The 16,083-nt window shown below is 52.2% G+C and carries 18 protein-coding genes and 1 tRNA gene; 14 read left to right on the top strand and 5 right to left on the bottom strand.

Annotation, left to right across the window (positions count from 1 at the left end):
* Positions 1 to 98: 98 nt before the first annotated feature.
* Positions 99 to 716 (top strand): trimeric intracellular cation channel family protein, encoded by a 618-nt coding sequence (locus OCL06_RS10120; RefSeq protein WP_262994137.1) that lies wholly within the window; start codon positions 99 to 101, stop codon positions 714 to 716.
* Between the two features lie 33 nt (positions 717 to 749).
* Here OCL06_RS10120 and OCL06_RS10125 read toward each other — a convergent pair.
* Positions 750 to 825 (bottom strand) — tRNA-Arg (locus tag OCL06_RS10125).
* A 40-nt stretch (positions 826 to 865) separates the two neighbouring features.
* A complete protein-coding gene (locus OCL06_RS10130; protein ID WP_262994139.1) occupies positions 866 to 2,044 on the bottom strand; it encodes a flagella assembly protein FlgT in 1,179 nt (392 codons plus the stop codon).
* A gap of 170 nt (positions 2,045 to 2,214) precedes the next feature.
* On the opposite strand from OCL06_RS10130, the gene OCL06_RS10135 reads away from it, so the two are divergent.
* A complete protein-coding gene (locus tag OCL06_RS10135) occupies positions 2,215 to 2,706 on the top strand; it encodes an LPP20 family lipoprotein (protein WP_373318472.1) in 492 nt (163 codons plus the stop codon).
* Between the two features lie 73 nt (positions 2,707 to 2,779).
* Here the strand turns inward: OCL06_RS10135 and flgN are convergent, their stop codons facing one another.
* The 3 genes from flgN to flgA form a co-directional block, all read right to left on the bottom strand.
* The gene (gene flgN / locus OCL06_RS10140) at positions 2,780 to 3,211 is read right to left on the bottom strand and encodes a flagellar export chaperone FlgN (RefSeq protein ID WP_262994141.1); all 432 of its coding nucleotides are present in this window, start codon (positions 3,209 to 3,211) and stop codon (positions 2,780 to 2,782) included.
* An 8-nt stretch (positions 3,212 to 3,219) separates the two neighbouring features.
* Entirely contained in the window at positions 3,220 to 3,552 is a 333-nt protein-coding gene (gene flgM, locus OCL06_RS10145; RefSeq protein ID WP_262994143.1) for a flagellar biosynthesis anti-sigma factor FlgM, read from the bottom strand.
* Between the two features lie 114 nt (positions 3,553 to 3,666).
* Positions 3,667 to 4,380: a flagellar basal body P-ring formation chaperone FlgA gene (gene flgA / locus OCL06_RS10150; protein WP_262994146.1), complete on the bottom strand. Its 714-nt coding sequence runs from the start codon at positions 4,378 to 4,380 to the stop codon at positions 3,667 to 3,669.
* A gap of 217 nt (positions 4,381 to 4,597) precedes the next feature.
* Here flgA and OCL06_RS10155 point away from each other — a divergent pair, with 217 nt between their 5' ends.
* The 12 genes from OCL06_RS10155 (at position 4,598) to flgK (ending at position 16,078) form a co-directional block, all read left to right on the top strand.
* The gene (locus tag OCL06_RS10155) at positions 4,598 to 5,527 is read left to right on the top strand and encodes a chemotaxis protein CheV (RefSeq protein WP_262994148.1); all 930 of its coding nucleotides are present in this window, start codon (positions 4,598 to 4,600) and stop codon (positions 5,525 to 5,527) included.
* A 15-nt stretch (positions 5,528 to 5,542) separates the two neighbouring features.
* Positions 5,543 to 6,376: a CheR family methyltransferase gene (locus OCL06_RS10160; protein WP_262994150.1), complete on the top strand. Its 834-nt coding sequence runs from the start codon at positions 5,543 to 5,545 to the stop codon at positions 6,374 to 6,376.
* A gap of 81 nt (positions 6,377 to 6,457) precedes the next feature.
* On the top strand, positions 6,458 to 6,862 hold the full coding sequence (gene flgB / locus OCL06_RS10165) for a flagellar basal body rod protein FlgB (RefSeq protein ID WP_262994152.1): 405 nt from the start codon (positions 6,458 to 6,460) through the stop codon (positions 6,860 to 6,862).
* Between the two features lie 2 nt (positions 6,863 to 6,864).
* Positions 6,865 to 7,287 (top strand): flagellar basal body rod protein FlgC, encoded by a 423-nt coding sequence (gene flgC, locus OCL06_RS10170; RefSeq protein ID WP_262994154.1) that lies wholly within the window; start codon positions 6,865 to 6,867, stop codon positions 7,285 to 7,287.
* Between the two features lie 31 nt (positions 7,288 to 7,318).
* Positions 7,319 to 8,002: a flagellar hook assembly protein FlgD gene (flgD, locus tag OCL06_RS10175; protein ID WP_262994156.1), complete on the top strand. Its 684-nt coding sequence runs from the start codon at positions 7,319 to 7,321 to the stop codon at positions 8,000 to 8,002.
* A 14-nt stretch (positions 8,003 to 8,016) separates the two neighbouring features.
* On the top strand, positions 8,017 to 9,402 hold the full coding sequence (flgE, locus tag OCL06_RS10180) for a flagellar hook protein FlgE (RefSeq protein ID WP_262994158.1): 1,386 nt from the start codon (positions 8,017 to 8,019) through the stop codon (positions 9,400 to 9,402).
* A 201-nt stretch (positions 9,403 to 9,603) separates the two neighbouring features.
* A complete protein-coding gene (gene flgF / locus OCL06_RS10185) occupies positions 9,604 to 10,347 on the top strand; it encodes a flagellar basal-body rod protein FlgF (RefSeq protein ID WP_262994160.1) in 744 nt (247 codons plus the stop codon).
* A gap of 46 nt (positions 10,348 to 10,393) precedes the next feature.
* Entirely contained in the window at positions 10,394 to 11,182 is a 789-nt protein-coding gene (gene flgG, locus OCL06_RS10190; RefSeq protein WP_262994163.1) for a flagellar basal-body rod protein FlgG, read from the top strand.
* Between the two features lie 11 nt (positions 11,183 to 11,193).
* On the top strand, positions 11,194 to 11,874 hold the full coding sequence (gene flgH / locus OCL06_RS10195) for a flagellar basal body L-ring protein FlgH (protein ID WP_262994165.1): 681 nt from the start codon (positions 11,194 to 11,196) through the stop codon (positions 11,872 to 11,874).
* Between the two features lie 9 nt (positions 11,875 to 11,883).
* Positions 11,884 to 12,996 (top strand): flagellar basal body P-ring protein FlgI, encoded by a 1,113-nt coding sequence (locus tag OCL06_RS10200; protein WP_262994167.1) that lies wholly within the window; start codon positions 11,884 to 11,886, stop codon positions 12,994 to 12,996.
* Positions 12,996 to 13,946: a flagellar assembly peptidoglycan hydrolase FlgJ gene (gene flgJ, locus OCL06_RS10205; RefSeq protein ID WP_262994169.1), complete on the top strand. Its 951-nt coding sequence runs from the start codon at positions 12,996 to 12,998 to the stop codon at positions 13,944 to 13,946. Before OCL06_RS10200 ends, flgJ begins: the two co-directional genes overlap by 1 nt.
* Positions 13,946 to 16,078: a flagellar hook-associated protein FlgK gene (gene flgK, locus OCL06_RS10210; RefSeq protein ID WP_262994861.1), complete on the top strand. Its 2,133-nt coding sequence runs from the start codon at positions 13,946 to 13,948 to the stop codon at positions 16,076 to 16,078. The genes flgJ and flgK overlap by 1 nt, the downstream gene beginning before the upstream one ends.
* Positions 16,079 to 16,083: the final 5 nt, after the last annotated feature.

The following is a 16,083-nucleotide window of genomic DNA, read 5'->3' on the forward strand; positions in this document are numbered from 1 at the left end:
TATTTTTCCCCGACGCTAAACTTTTTAGGCGCTCGTGGTCGTAGAGATAGTATGACTAGTTAACGGTCGGAACGACTTTACGCAGAGGAAGACAAAAATTGAGTTCAGACTGGTTTCACCTACTGAATGTGCTGGGTGTGGCATTTTTTGCAATTTCCGGCACGCTGGCCGGCTATGATAAGGAAGTGGATGGTATTGGCGTAACCGTACTGGCGTCAGTCACGGCACTGGGCGGTGGTACGCTACGGGACATACTGCTTAATCAGCCGGTATTCTGGATAGAAGATCCTGACTACCTGTATTCTACCTACCTGGCAATTCTCATTACGGTACTACTCATCCGGCATTTCTCCCGGATATCGGCCCAGTATTTTTTAATAGTCGATGCTGTGGGATTAGGGCTGTTCAATATTGTAGGTATAGAGAAGGCGCTTATAGAAGGCACCAGCATGGTAGTGGCGGTGACGATGGGGGTAACAACAGGCGTGTTCGGCAGCCTTATTCGGGATGTGATTTGTCGCGAAATCCCGCTGGTGATGCGGGGCGAACTATATGCTACTGCATGTATTGCCGGTGGGGTAGCTTACGCAGTGTTCTTATATCTAAGTGTGCCGTATCTGTGGTGTATCTTAGGTTCACTGGCCACCACGGGGGGGATTCGTCTGGCAGCTGTGTATTTTGACTGGAAACCCAAGCTGTATAAAACGCCTGATTAAGCCAGTTGAACTGGGCATCTTAGACAGACTGTATGGCGTCCCCACCGCGACTCGAACGCAGATCTAAAGCTTAGGAGGCTCTTGTTTTATCCGGTTAAACTATGGGGACGTCCTGGCCATTATAACCTGATGAAAGTCAGGGAAAAGGCTTATCTTTTTGCCACGAAATCATTTGGCTGGATATTGGCCAGGATGACGCCGTCTACCGGCTCCACGGTGGCAGTATCGGCATAGGCGTTGGTGACTTTCACTTTGCCTGGATACACGTTGTACTGTACGTAGGTCTCGCCAAAAACATCGTTAATTTGCCGGGTTTGATACAGGTATAATTCATCCCCCACCTGCAGACCATGGTCACGGCCCAGCGACACTTCCACGCGCTGCCCGGCAACCTGCAGGACCCGGCCGGTAAGCGGCTGACAGGCAACGGCATCACTAATATCCCGCACTACGTTTTCCAATGCATCGTCAATGGCCATGCCGTAATGAGACTGCCAGAATTGCGCTGAAGCCACATCAATTTCTGCAAAGCGGTCGAAATCCCAGGCGGCATCCACGGTATACTCTTTTTCCAGCAACGCGCCGCCGTTCATGCCATCCAGCAAACGCAGAGAAAAGCCGAAGTGACGGTAAGCGCTCCCGTCTTTCCAAAACGCCAGTGACGAGTGCGTAGGCCGGTCGACGCTTAAGTCAGTTATCATACCGGCAAGCACATACTGACTCTTACTTTGCCGGGCGAGCACCGGAGCCTGATTGACCACACTGGACTGGTTCCATTGGGCACTGTAGGGAGCAATATACTTCAGTGTCACATTTTCAGTGAAGTGTCTGAAGTGACGCTGGAGGCGGGTGGCCAGCATCTCGCCAATGGGGTGCAACTGGCCATCTTGTGCCTGTTCCCGATGTACAATGGGATAATGTGTCGTGGCAAGGGTTTTCAGATGATCAGCAGAAGTACACTGGTTTGCCTGAGGAAAAATGTCAGCTCGTACACGCACCGACACATACTCGTCGTGCCAGGTTTCATGAACTAACTCTACCTGGGCAACCTCACCGGTAGCACTTATCTGCAGACGGTCATCACTGAGCAGGCCATTCGTCAGGGTCTGCACACTGCTTACCGACGCGCCGGCAAACAACACGGCCTGCTGCAATGCCTCTTCAGTGGCTTGCTGGCGGGCCTGTTCTTTATTGTCATTCACAATAACGGCTTGTCCGGTCGCTTCAAACCAAGCGGCACTGGATTGCCAGGCTGGCAATGTCAGCAGGCAAAAAAGGGCAGCGTGCCAGTTGATGTGGCGGCGAAGTCGGCGTGTTTGTTTGTTCATAAGCGTACTGCTTCCAGAGTTGCTGGCTGCACGAACCCGCGTGAATACAATACACGGGTGCAACACCTTGCTATCTATTTACAGGTACAGTAAAGCACAAAGTGTTCCTGAATTTTCATAGGCACAGAAATTGCTGTGATGGATACAGTTAGCAAACCAAGAGTACATCAATGATGAGCAGGTACATGGCATCGGTAGTGCGCCTTTCGCTTTTTGGACTGGCGACAGTGATCGGCAGCACGTTAAGTGGTTGCAGTAGCCTGGTAGACAAGCATGTGGAGTGGGAAACCGTCGAGCCTGAATCTTACCCCGTGCTAACCGCCATAGGTTATGCGCCAATTGGCAACCAGCACGGGGAAACCGACAGCGCCCGTTCGTTGATGGCCATGCGCGCTTCTAAGCTGGATGCTTACCGGGAACTGGCAGAGCAGGTGTACGGTCAAAGAATTGCCGGCCGCGAGACGCTGGCGAATCTGGTGGTGGACAATACCCAGCTTCAGGCATCAGTGGAAGGTGTGATTCGGGGGGCGAAAGTTATTAAGTCTTATCCGGTGGGCGAGGATACGTATGCGACGGAACTGGAACTGGACATGCAGCGGGTGTACGACATTTATTTGACGACTGCCAAACCGCAGCGCATTAAGCAGGTGAAATATTACTAAGCCGGCTCTTTTACCTGGCTGCACGCATAAAAAAAGCGCCTGAGGCGCTTTTTTTATGCGTAAATTACAAGTGTCAGGCTTTGACCCCTCGGCCCATGCCGGTACCTTTGGGCTTACCGCTTTTATCGTAAGTCAGCGATTCTTTAGCACGTACTTCTAACATCAGGTTTCTGAGGTGTGTCAGACGGAGCTGGCCTTGCTCCACAGCGGTCTGGTTAACCTGTGTTCGGTACTGGCACTCTTCCAACAGGGATTTCGCTTTGGCGATGCCGGCTTCAATCTCGCTGGTAAGCGCGCCAGAGTCCTGGGCAGCCCGATAGGGACCGTCGATAGCAGCGTCTGTTTGAGCGATGGCTTCCAGCACATCTTCTTTTTGCTTAAGCAACGTCATCAGTGCTTCAGCGTCACGCGTCCCAATCAGGTGTAATTCCTGTTCGAGCAATGTCGACAACGCGCTTAAATTTTCAAGCTGCTGATCAACATGGGCGTGAAGAGATTGTGTCATTTACCAGCCTACGATTTTACGCCGAAAATTTCAGATTCCAGACGGGCAATTTTATTTGCCAATACTTCCGGGTTCACCTTGTATTCGCCACTTTGAATGGCTTTTTTCAGCTTGTCTACTTTTTCCTGATTCACAGGCGCTTCAGTGCCTTTCTTCTGAACCTGGTTAAGTTGCTGCGCTGATTGGGTGAGCGATACAGAGTCCTGACGGGGCGCGGGTGCCGCGGCGGTTTTAGACGCAGCCTGCTGTTGCGCGGCCTGGTTCTGACCCTGCTGGTTTATTTTTGAATTGTCTAACGGCGTTTTTGGTACGCCATTATTGTTCACGTTGTTAATAGCCATAAAGAAATTCCACTACCTTATTACACCTTAATATTTGTATCGGCAGGCAGGTGAGTTTCTTTAGCGATATTTTCGCTTTTAATTCGCTCACTAGCGATAGGGTTCGCCCCCTCTCTAAAGGCTTACCACCACTTCCTGCGCATTGGCGACCTGGGCCACAATTGTCTTTTGCGAACTGGCGTTGATCACCTGGATGGTGTCACCTACCACGCCGTCCTGCTGGGCTATGCCGGCCGTTTTAACCTGCATCCCCGCCATGTTGGCACTAATTGTAATACGGTCACCCTTGCAAACAAAGCATAGCATATTTGACTGTACAGGTTGACTGTCGCGTACCCGGCGTTTCATTCGGGCGCCCACAAGTTGCTCGAGGTCGGTATACGCAGTATGCCTTAACCGATTCACATCGATATCGGCGGTTTTAAGATTTTCCGAAGTCAGTAGGGTGCCCGGGCTCAACATGCCGGCAGTGACTACCACTTTCCGGGTGCGGTTAATATGTGCACTGGTGAACAGGTACCAGTCATTGGCACGGCAACTGGCCCGCACCGAAATATATGACTGTCCCAGCGACGCACCATCCGCATGATACTGGAAGCCCTGTGGACATTCCGGAATGGCGATGCGCTCATCTATGCTCACCATTTCAACCTGTATATCGGTGCCATCGTCCTCATGTGCCAGCACAGACAGCAGGTAATCTTTGGCACCTTGTTCTATCACGGCGTGCTGAGATTTAGTGGCGGGCGTTGGACCCGCCTGAGCCATGGCGGTCATTAACACGCCTGCCAGCAGACCACTCAGGCGGGTGGCAAATTGTCGTGTCATAATGTTGGTATCCATTTTTTCATGTTCAGTTGCCGTCAATTTGTCTATGCTTATGCATGCACAGAACGGCAACGAGGCTTTGCGCTGTGTTTCCGAGGCTGATACATTGCCTTATAAATCTGAACGTCCGGGCGTCAGTTTTTTGGCGATTTGTCGGTATAGCCGGCGTTATAAACCTAAAACGCAATGATCGTGCCCATATTACTAGAGGTGACGCATGTCAGGAATTCTTGATTCCGTAAACCAACGAACGCAACTGGTCGGCCAAAACCGCCTTGAACTCTTACTTTTTCGTTTAAACGGTCGTCAACGCTTCGGCATTAATGTGTTCAAAGTGCGGGAAGTGTTGCAATGCCCGTCGCTGACGTCGATGCCAAAACTGAATTCGCTGGTGCGCGGCGTGGCCCACATTCGTGGGCAAACTATTTCCGTTATTGACCTGAGTATGGCCACCGGTGGCAAAAAAATTGAAGACCTGTCCACCGCGTTTATCGTTATTGCTGAATACAACCGCTCGGTGCAGGGCTTTCTGGTGGGCGCCGTGGAGCGCATTATTAACACCAACTGGGACGCTATCATGCCCCCGCCGCAAGGAACAGGCCGGGCCAGCTATCTGACGGCAGTGACCGAAGTAGAAAACGAGTTGGTGGAAATTCTCGACGTTGAGAAAATCCTTAATGAGATCTCACCACTCAACGCAGAGGTGAGTGAGGGTGTGGCAGCGGGACTGACCACCGAAGGCAATGAAGATAAAATTATCTTTATTGCTGACGACTCGGCAGTGGCCCGCAATCAGGTGAAAAAAGCCCTGACTTCACTGGGCCTGGAAATTGAATTGGCGAAAAACGGCAAAGAAGCGCTTAACCGCCTCAAAGCCATCGCTGAAGAGTACGGGGATGTCACCAAACGCGTGGGCGTGCTGGTGTCTGACATCGAAATGCCCGAAATGGATGGTTATACCCTCACTGCGGAAATCAAAAATACGCCCGAGTTGCAGAATCTGCACGTGGTGCTACATACCTCACTGAGTGGTGTGTTCAATCAGGCCATGGTGCAAAAGGTGGGGGCCGACGACTTTATTGCTAAATTTCATCCTGATGAACTGGCCACTGCGGTTCAGAAATGGCTGGTGAAGAAAAGTGACTAGTGGAGTGTCACTGGATTGAAAAATAAAGAAGTGTCTGCCGAGAGCTATCAGGCTTTCGGTCGTTTTCTGGAGCAGCAATGCGGAATCGTATTAGGTGAAAATAAACAGTACCTGGTGCGCAGCCGGTTAGCTACACTGCTGTATAAGTTCGACTTTGATTCGCTTGATGCACTCATAGACGCGACTATCCATAGTCATCGCCGCGATTTACTGCAATGCGTCATTGATGCCATGACCACTAATGAGACCTTATGGTTTCGTGACGGTTATCCTTATGACTTATTACTCAGAGAACTGTTACCCCGGCATGTGGCAAAAAACCGGCGCTTACGGATTTGGAGCGCCGCCTGTTCTTCTGGTCAGGAGCCGTACTCTATTGCCATGTCCTGCCTGGAATACCAGCGTAAGAATCCCGGTAAGCTGCGCAGTGGGATAGAGATAGTCGCCACCGATCTGTCATCGGCAATGCTCAGTAAGAGTGAGCAGGGGTTGTATGACGAACTCTCATTGGCCAGAGGCCTGTCAGCTGAACGTCGCCGTCAGTATTTCGACACCCACACCAGCGGCATGATGCAAATAAAACCGGAAGTGCGTCGCATGGTGTCATTTCGCAGCCTCAACTTATTACACAGCTATGCCGGGTTGGGGCGCTTCGATATTGTTTTTTGTCGTAACGTACTGATTTACTTCGCGCCTCACGTAAAACAAAAGATACTGCAACAAATTGCCGCCCTCCTGCAACCAGGCGGCATCCTTTTCCTCGGTGCCTCAGAATCTATCAGTAGCGCCAGCGAATTGTTTAGCATGGTGAAATGCCATCCAGGCCTTTACTACCAACGTAAAGACTAAAAAAACTCCCTGGAAACCCCTCGTTTGTCGGCGTTGGCATTGCACTTGCAAAGCTTCTCGGCAACTGAGGAGTTTTTCATTATGGCTATCAATCTTGACAAGCTGACAGGTTTTCACAATAAGGCAATGACACTGCGCACCCAGCGTATGGAAGTGATTGCCGGTAATCTGGCCAATGCGAATACGCCAGGCTATAAGGCCCGAGACATCGACTTTAACCAGGCAATGAAATCAGCCCGGGCGAGTCAGCGTCAGGACCTGGTGAAAACCCACGACAATCATCTGTCGGGCGGCATGACTTCCAGTTCACTATTACAGTATCGCGTCCCTACCCAGCCGGACACCGGTGACGGCAACAGCGTTGAAGTTCAGGCCGAGCGAAACCGCTTCCTGGATAACGGTTTACGCTATCAGGCCAGCCTGGAGTTTCTGAACGGAAAAATTAAAGGGATGAAGAAGGCGATAAGCTCAGGCGGAGGTCAGTAACTATGAGTTTGTTTAATGTTATGGCCATTTCCAGTACGGGAATGGAAGCGGAAAACGTTCGGCTAAACACCACAGCCAGTAATATTGCCAATGCAAACAGCGTTAGCAGTAGCTACGAGGACACGTACCGTGCCCGCCACCCGGTATTTGCTGAAGCACTACAGCAGGCCACGAACAGCCAGAACCAAGGCTCCGGTGTACAGGTGAAAGGCATCGTGGAAAGTAAGGCACCCTTGCAGGTGGAGTATGCGCCGAACAACCCGATGGCAGACGAGAACGGCTACATCTATAAACCCAATGTGAACGTGGTTGAAGAAATGGCCAACATGATGTCGGCCTCGAAAGCTTACGAAACCAATGTACAGGTAGCTGATACCACCAAGCGGATCTTCCGTCGTGTGCTACAGCTTGGCCGGGGGCAATAATACGCATTAGCGTAATTGTGAGGAATTTAGCGTGGACATAATTAACAATGGTCTTAAAACCGACCTTTACTGGCAGGAAGAAAAGGTAAAGGTTGCCGATGGTTCGGAGCAAAAACTTTCGCAGGAAGATTTCTTTTCCATGCTTACCGAGCAGTTGGCTAATCAGGACCCCACCAAGCCGGTAGATAACGACCAGATGGTTGCCCAGATGACCTCGTTTACCATGGCGGACGGAATTTCAGAACTGAATACAAAGTTTGAGTCGTTTGCTGCATCAATGACATCAAACCAGGCATTGCAAGCGTCTAGCCTGATTGGCCAGAACGTACTGGTAGAAGGGAATGTGGGCCACATGGCTTCGCCGGGCGCCGGATTGTCTGGCGTAGTGGTGAATGAAGAAACCGCACAGAATATGACCATTACCATTCAGAATCAGTTTGGTGAAGTGGTTAAAACCATTGACGCAGGTACCCAACCCGCCGGCAACGTTCAGTTTAACTGGGACGGCACAGATGCCCGCGGCAATATTATGCCGCCCGGTGACTATGTAATTAGCGCCACCGGCGAGGTGAACGGGGAAGGCACGCAAATTTCCACCGCAGTCAATCGTCATGTAGGCAGTGTAAGCCTGGCCGGCAGTGGTCAGGGCGTAATTTTGAATTTGGATGGTGATGTCAGTATCAATCTCGATGACGTCATCCAGATCGGCAGTTAGCAGGAGAGAAAGTTATGTCTTTTAATATTGCATTAAGTGGGGTTTCCGCCGCACAAAAAGATTTGGATGTCACCGCCAATAATATCGCCAACGTGAATACGGTGGGCTTTAAAGAGTCACGGGCTGAGTTTGGCGATGTGTACGCTGCGTCACTGTTAGCCGGTGGTAAAACCAAAGTGGGTGACGGTGTACTTACCCAGGAAGTTGCCCAACAGTTTTCTCAGGGTAGTTTGCAATTCACCAATACCGCATTGGATTTAGCGATTACCGGTAACGGCTTCTTTGCCACCGTGCCGGAAATTACGTCTCGTGACTTTTCGTTTACCCGGGCTGGCCAGTTCAAACTGGACAGTGATAACTTCGTGGTTAACAGCAACGGTGATAACTTGCTGGGATTCCCGGTAAACAGTGACGGCACCAGTGCCTCCGTGGCGTTGAGTACCACCGTGCCGGTGCGTGTGCCTGACTCATCTGGCTCACCTCAGCAAACCTCGGAAGTAGATATCCGGATGAACCTGCCGGCAGGCGATCAGGGTAAGGACCCAGCGGCATTCGATCCTGATGATCCGCTGACATACAACGCTGCCACGTCGGTCACCGTGTATGACTCACTGGGTGACAGCCATATCATGACTTACTACTTCGTAAAGGATAACTCTGCGACAGTGGATAATGAATGGTATGTGGCCACCGCGATTGATGACCAGTTAGTAGACATGGTTAACTCCGATGGTACTGACTCCGATCCCACTACTGCCACCCATTCTATGGGTACCAACACCGGTAACGGCGTGAGTGCCGCTAAGTTGCAGTTTAGCCAGGGCGGTGATTTTATTGGTATTGAGTCACCCGATGGTGTTAGCACGACCGATTTTAAAATAACCACCGAGGCGCTGGGTCAGAATATACTGGCGAACGGTTCTGATCCTGCTCAGCAAATCAGTGTGGACTTTAACCTGGAGCCTAACGGCGCAACCCCGAACGAACCCACTCAGTTCGCGTCTGCTTTTGAGGTGACCTCGTTAGAACAAGACGGCTTACCTGTTGGCCGGTTAACCGGTATCGATATTGGTCCTGACGGTTTGGTACGGGCGACGTTCTCGAACGGTACCTCCGAGCCCATCGTTCGGGTGGCGCTGGTACGCTTCTCCAATGAGCAGGGCTTAACACAGGAAAGCAGCACCCAGTGGAAAGAAAGTATTCTGTCAGGCGAGGCGCTGGCAGGTGAAGCCACTACCGGTACCTTTGGTGAAATAAATTCATCAGCACTGGAGCAGGCTAACGTTAACCTGACCACTGAGTTGATTGATATGATTATCGCTCAGCGAAACTTCCAGGCGAACTCACGGGCGCTGGAAGTAAACAACCAGCTTAATCAGACTATTCTGAATATTCGATAAGCTCTCTGTTTACAAAGGCCGCATAATGCGGCCTTTTTTGTGCCTCAATACGCCGTTCTGCGTGGGCATTTTCAAAAGCACGCTGTTGTTGTTTTTCTCCGCTGTTTGTCTCCCATCTTCATTTAATCTTTGTCTTTCTCACCTTGGCACTGCCCTTGCAGTATTCCCTGTATTCAGTCACCAAACCGTCAAAAGTCAGTCATGGATAAGTTTCTCTATATCGCGGCAAGCGGCGCGAAACAAGACCTGTTGGGCACCGGAGTGCGCGCCAACAACCTGGCGAATGCGCAAACCACCGGGTTTAAAGCTCAGCTGGAACAGGCAAGAGCAATGCCGGCTTACGGCGAAGGTTTGCCGTCCCGGGTGTTTTCCATGACGGAAAGCCCGACCAATAACTACGAATCCGGGCCGATGATCCAGACCGGACGGGAATTGGATGTAGCAATACAGGGGAACGGCTGGTTTACCGTGCAGGATGCCCAGGGCAATGAGGCCTATTCCCGCGACGGAAGCCTGCAGCTGGGACCTGACGGAATGTTGACAGACATGCATGGCAACATGGTGATGGGGGATAACGGCCCGATCTTCTTGCCGGTGCCGCTGGATAACCTGAACTTTGCGTCGGACGGTACCGTGTCGGTACGACCGTTTGGGGCGCCTGAAAACGTCTCCGAAGAAGTGGGGCGACTGGGACTAGTGAATCCTGAATACAGTGATCTTGAGCGTGGCAGGGATGGTCTTTTCAGAATGAAAGACGGCAGCCAGGCCGCTCAGGATGGCACCGTGCAGATCCGCTCCGGCATGCTGGAAGGGTCTAACGTGAACGCGGTAGATGAAATGGTAAATATGATGAACCTGCAGCGTCATTATGAGTTACAGGTGAAAATGATGAAGCAGGCAGAAGAGCTTGATACTCGCGGCAATATGCTGCTTCGCATAATTTAATGGGTAACACATAAGGCACCGCCTCAGGTAGCCTTAGGAGGTAACTATGCATCCTGCATTGTGGATAAGTAAAACCGGTCTGGACGCAGCACAAACTGATGTGTCTGTGGTATCGAATAACCTGGCCAATGCATCAACTGTGGGCTTTAAAAAAGACCGCGCGGTGTTCGAAGACCTGCTGTATCAAAACATCAATCAGCCAGGCGGACGTTCCTCTGCCGACACCGAACTGCCATCAGGGTTAATGCTGGGGTCGGGTTCGAAGGTGGTGGCTACCCAGAAGTCGCATACCCAGGGCAACATGCTCACCACGGATAACGCGCTGGACATGTCAATTCAGGGGCGTGGATTTTTCGAGATCCAGCAGCCGGACGGAACCATCGCCTACACCCGCAACGGTCAGTTCACATTGAACGATCAGGGCCAAATTGTCACACCGGGCGCGGGCTTTTTGTTACAGCCTGAAATCGCGATTCCGGAAGATGCGCAACAAATTACCATTTCACAGGACGGTGAAGTGTCTGCCACTGTGCGGGGCCAGGCGGAGCCGCAGGTACTGGGCCAGATTAATACAGCCGACTTTATCAACCCCACGGGTTTGCAACCCATTGGTCAGAACCTGTTTGTAGAAACCGCGGTTAGCGGCGCGCCTATCCAGGGGATCCCGGGACTGCAAGGCTTAGGCACTATTGCCCAGGGCACACTGGAAACTTCAAACGTCAATGTGACCGAAGAACTGGTTAACCTGATTGAAAGCCAACGCTTGTATGAAATGAACTCCAAAGTGATTTCGTCAGTGGACCAGATGCTGGGTCAGGTTATCCAACAACTTTAGTAGGTAACATCATGCGTTTTTTCACCTTACTGACGGCGGTAGTCCTGGTAACCGGCTGTGCCAGTACCTCAGAGCCACCGGTGCAGGCAAACGATCCCACTTTCGCCCCCGTGGTACCGGATTATCCGCGCGACCAGATTGTCGAGGACGGGGCGCTGTTCCGGCCGTATATGGCGAACAGCCTTTATTCTGATGTCACTGCCCGGCGGGTGGGGGACATTATTACCGTCACGTTAAGTGAAAACACCAATGCGTCGAAATCGGCAGGCACTGCCACATCCAGAGACACAGAGGTCGATTTGCAGCCCATCACTGGTCTGGCGGGCAACGCCTTGCGCATCGGTGGTCAGTCAGTGCAGCTAGGGGTGAGCGCCGGCAACGACTTTACCGGTGACGCCCAGGCGAGTCAGAGTAACAGCCTGACCGGCAGCATTTCAGTCACCGTAGTGGATGTGTTACCTAATCAGAACCTGGTTATTCGCGGTGAAAAATGGCTGACGCTGAACCATGGCGATGAATATATCCGTCTGACCGGCATCATCCGGTCGGCTGACATTTCGCCTGATAACGAAATTACCTCTACCAAGATTGCCAATGCCCGGATCCAGTACAGTGGCACCGGTTCGTTTGCCCGGTCACAGGAAAAAGGCTGGCTGGCAAAATTCTTCTCATCCGAATGGTGGCCGTTGTAAGGGGTACCTATGAAACTGATTTCACTAACAATACTGGCTTTAGTACTGTTGTCAGCACCGCTGGCAAATGCCCAACGCATCAAAGATGTGGCCAGTATCCAGGGCGTGCGAAGTAACCAGCTGGTGGGCTATGGCCTGGTGGTTGGTTTGCCGGGAACCGGCGAGCAAAGCCCGTTTACCGAACAAAGCTTCCGCACCATGCTGAGTAATTTTGGTATCAGCCTGGATTCAAACGTTAAGCCGAAGATTAAAAACGTGGCGGCGGTCGCCGTGCACGCAGAGCTGCCCCCGTTTATCAAACCCGGCCAAACTATTGATGTGACTGTGTCGTCCGTGGGTGAAGCAAGCAGCCTGCAAGGTGGCACCTTACTGCAAACCTTTCTGAAAGGGGTCGATGGCAAGGTGTACGCGGTAGCGCAGGGCTCGCTGATTGTCAGTGGGTTTGGTGCCCAGGGCGGGGATGGTTCCCGCATTGTGGTGAATACGCCCACCGTTGGCCGGATCCCGAACGGGGCGCTGGTGGAGCAAACGGTGCCCAGTGGTTTTGCGAATGGCGATACGCTGACACTGAACTTGCACTATCCTGACTTTTCTACGGCCAAGCGTCTGGCTGATACCATCAATGAGCGTTTAGGTGCCCAGCCGGAGCAAGGCTATGCCATTGCCACCCCGCTGGATGCGGCCTCCGTACGAGTCACCGCCCCCCGCGATATCGGCCAGCGTGTTGGCTTTCTGGCGACGCTGGAAAACTTTCAGTTTGAACCTGCCGATGCGCCAGCCCGGGTGGTGATAAACAGCCGCACCGGCACCATTGTAATTGGCCAGGATGTTCGGCTATTGCCTGCCGCTATCACGCACGGTGGTCTCACTGTGACCATTGCTGAAAATCAGCAGGTATCTCAGCCTAATGCGCTGGCTGACGGCGAAACCGTGGTCACGACGCAATCTATTATTGATGTGGATTTGGCCGACAGCCGGATGTTTAAGTTTGAGCCAGGCGTTACCCTGGATCAGCTGGTGCGGGCTGTTAACGAGGTGGGTGCCGCGCCTGGCGACCTGATGGCAATTCTAGAAGCATTGCGACAGGCAGGTGCGCTGCGCGGTGAACTGGTAATCATCTGATGGACGCATTAAACAGCAAATCTCAAATGGAAATGGCGCGAAATGTCCACGATATGGGCAGTATCAACGCAATGCGTGAAGCGATTGCGTCAGGCGATGACAAAGTGCTGGCCGAAGCGGCTCAGCAGTTTGAAGCTATTTTTGTACAAATGATGCTGAAGTCTATGCGTAAAGCGCAGGACGCGCTGGCTGATGAAAACAGCCCGTTTAATTCGCAGCAGGTAAAGTTTTACCGGGATATGCATGACCAGCAATTGGCAACGGATCTGTCCTCTGGTGGCGGCATGGGGCTGGCTGACCTGATTGTGAAGCAGCTGGGCCAGCAGGATGAGAATTACACGCCGGCCAGTGTAATTCGCAGTGACGGTAATTTGTCATCGCTGAACCGCACCCGAACTCAGGCGGTGCAGGAAGCCGAAAATAATGTGGTGCAGTCGGCAAGTAAAGGCACAGTGAGCGCCTACAAAGCGCCCTTGTTTGACTCACCGGAAGCGTTTATCAGTGCAGTGAGACCCCATGCAGGACGGGCAGCAGCCGCGCTGGGGGTAGATGCCAAAGCTATCATTTCGCAGGCCGCCATAGAAACAGGCTGGGGCAAATACGTGATTCACGACGGTAGCGGCGAGGCCACCCATAACCTGTTCGGCATTAAAGCTAACCGCCACTGGGATGGTAAGCAAGCGGTAGTGGATACCATCGAGTTTGAATCAGGCATGCCCGCTAAACAAAAAGCGGCGTTTCGAGCGTACCCTTCAATAGCCGATGCGCTGGATGATTACGTTAAATTTATTTCAGAGCAGCCCAGGTATAAAGAGGCCGTTGCTCAGGGCAGCGATCCCAAGCGCTATGCAGAATCGCTGCAACAGGCCGGCTATGCCACCGACCCTGCTTACGCCGATAAAATCATGGCCGTGTATAACAGCGACCGGATGCAAGGAATGATGCCATGATGCGGAATATCGATCTGTTTACCATTGCCAGCAGTGGCGTCAACGCCAGTAACAAACTGCTGCAAACCACCGGTAATAACATTGCTAACGTGAATACCGAAGGGTATGTCCGTGAGCGCACTGTGCTGGAAAACAACAATGTTTTCGGCGTAGGGCGGGGCACCACCGAGCGGGTTATAAACGTTTTTGCACAAAATCAGTTACGCCGCGATATTACTCAGGTCGGTGAGTTAGAAACCTTTACCAATAAAACGCTGGCGCTGGATAATATGCTGGCCAATCAAGGCAATTCGCTATCGGAAGGGTTGAGTAAGTTTTTTGCCGCCGTGCAAACTGCAGCGGACGACCCGACTAACCTGGCGTCCCGGGAGCAAGTATTGGGCGAGGGGCGGTCCATGTTGCGCCGCATGGAAACCTTATCTGGTTTTATGCAGGATAAGGAAGAAGAGCTAAACCTGGAGTTTACCAGCGAGGTGAACCGGGCCAACAGTCTGATTAAAACCATTGGCGAATTGAATGAAGCGGTAGCCGTAGCGAAAGGCAATAACGGCGGCGACGAACCCACTGCACTGTTAAATGAACGCGACAATGCCATTAATGAGCTGGCCGGCATCATGGCAATTGATGTGCGAGACAGTAGTTCACTGAGTGGCGGTGTCACAGTCACTCTGCGCTCCGGCGAGTCGCTGGTGCTGGAAGATGGGGCATTTAATATCTTTGAGTTAAGCAGCGATGCAGATTTAAGTTTCAAAGAGCTCCAGCTTGCTACCACATTTTCCGGCGCTAAAGCGAATACCACTATCAATATCGCCGAGACTGATTTAGGCGGCAGCATGGGCGGCTTATTTCGTTACCGGGATGAAATTCTGGGGCCGGCGCAACGTGATGTTGGTCAGTTAGGCCTAGCGTTCGCTGACGCGATGAATCAGCAGAACCAGCTGGGTATGGATATGGATGGCCAGTTAGGTGGCAACTTATTCAACGTGCCTGCCTTCAGGGGGATGAGTTATGAAGGCACCCCCGATACATTGCCGCTGCAGGGGCGAATAACCCCAGGCAAAGGCAGTGAACTGACCGACGCAGACTATAAAATCACCGTAGACGCTGTCAGTGGCGGGGTGCCTAGCTCGGTTACGGTCGAGTTGTTAAATGGCGATGGTTCGCCAAAACTGGATGCGTCAGGCAGTCCGGTTGTGTATACCCCTGTGGCAATTACGTCGGGCTATACCGAGCTCCCCGGTGGCATCGAAATTGATTTTACAGCCAGTTCCGGTTACGCCGTGGACAATGAATTTCTATTGCAGCCTACCAAAACGGCCGCCTCCGATATCACCATGGCGACCAGCAGGCCGGAAGATCTGGCCTTTGCTTCGCCATTACGTGCAACACCTGACCCAGCCAATCTCGGTGATGCTAAAGTTTCCGCGATCAAAGTGACCAATACCGACGTAGATGCCACGCTCGGGGCTGATGCATCAGCTTTTAATGGTGCGGGCGGAATTCACGGTTTGGCCGGCTCCCCCAGCGCCAGTGTGGGGGCACCCGCAGAGATAGTCTTTACCTCTTCAAGCAGCTTTCAGGTGCTGGACGGGGAGTCGCCCGCCAATGTCATTACTAATGTAACGGGCGTGACAGACTACACAGATTTGTTAGCACAGGCGCAAGCCAATGGCTCGGGCCCTGCCTGGCCGGCGGCATTTTCGGCGCTGAATGATTATCCGGGTTATGATATTAGCCTGGATGGAGCGCCGCAGGCGGGCGACAGCTTCTCGCTGACCTACAATACCGATGGTTTTGGTGACAATGCTAATGCACTTGCCATGGCGTCACAGCAGAGCAGTAATCAGGTGCAACTGAGTTCCAATGCGAGCAGCCAGCCGCGCACCTTTCATGACGCTTATTCGTCGCTGGTAGGACGGATTGGAGAAGAAGCCTCTTCTGCCGATATATCATTACAGGCAGCGGAAACCATGAAAGTACAATCCGAAAACTGGTTTGACTCCGTTTCCGGCGTGAGTCTGGATGAGGAAGCCGCCAAACTGGTGCGCTACCAGCAATCCTATGCCGCTGCCGCGCGTATACTAAGTACAGCGCAAGATTTGTTTAACACCATATTACAGGCAGCCAGGTAAGCTAA

It is taken from the genome of Alteromonas salexigens (assembly GCF_025628895.1).
Classification (GTDB): domain Bacteria; phylum Pseudomonadota; class Gammaproteobacteria; order Enterobacterales; family Alteromonadaceae; genus Alteromonas; species Alteromonas salexigens.

Coding starts and splice junctions, on each gene's coding strand:
- flgC (WP_262994154.1), top strand. CDS start 6,865: ATGAGTTTGTTTAATGTTATGGCCATTTCCAGTACGGGAATGGAAGCG.
- OCL06_RS10135 (WP_373318472.1), top strand. CDS start 2,215: ATGATGAGCAGGTACATGGCATCGGTAGTGCGCCTTTCGCTTTTTGGA.
- OCL06_RS10130 (WP_262994139.1), bottom strand. CDS start 2,044: ATGAACAAACAAACACGCCGACTTCGCCGCCACATCAACTGGCACGCT.
- flgE (WP_262994158.1), top strand. CDS start 8,017: ATGTCTTTTAATATTGCATTAAGTGGGGTTTCCGCCGCACAAAAAGAT.
- flgF (WP_262994160.1), top strand. CDS start 9,604: ATGGATAAGTTTCTCTATATCGCGGCAAGCGGCGCGAAACAAGACCTG.
- flgG (WP_262994163.1), top strand. CDS start 10,394: ATGCATCCTGCATTGTGGATAAGTAAAACCGGTCTGGACGCAGCACAA.
- flgM (WP_262994143.1), bottom strand. CDS start 3,552: ATGGCTATTAACAACGTGAACAATAATGGCGTACCAAAAACGCCGTTA.
- flgJ (WP_262994169.1), top strand. CDS start 12,996: ATGGACGCATTAAACAGCAAATCTCAAATGGAAATGGCGCGAAATGTC.
- OCL06_RS10155 (WP_262994148.1), top strand. CDS start 4,598: ATGTCAGGAATTCTTGATTCCGTAAACCAACGAACGCAACTGGTCGGC.
- flgN (WP_262994141.1), bottom strand. CDS start 3,211: ATGACACAATCTCTTCACGCCCATGTTGATCAGCAGCTTGAAAATTTA.
- flgA (WP_262994146.1), bottom strand. CDS start 4,380: ATGACACGACAATTTGCCACCCGCCTGAGTGGTCTGCTGGCAGGCGTG.
- flgK (WP_262994861.1), top strand. CDS start 13,946: ATGCGGAATATCGATCTGTTTACCATTGCCAGCAGTGGCGTCAACGCC.
- flgB (WP_262994152.1), top strand. CDS start 6,458: ATGGCTATCAATCTTGACAAGCTGACAGGTTTTCACAATAAGGCAATG.
- OCL06_RS10200 (WP_262994167.1), top strand. CDS start 11,884: ATGAAACTGATTTCACTAACAATACTGGCTTTAGTACTGTTGTCAGCA.
- flgH (WP_262994165.1), top strand. CDS start 11,194: ATGCGTTTTTTCACCTTACTGACGGCGGTAGTCCTGGTAACCGGCTGT.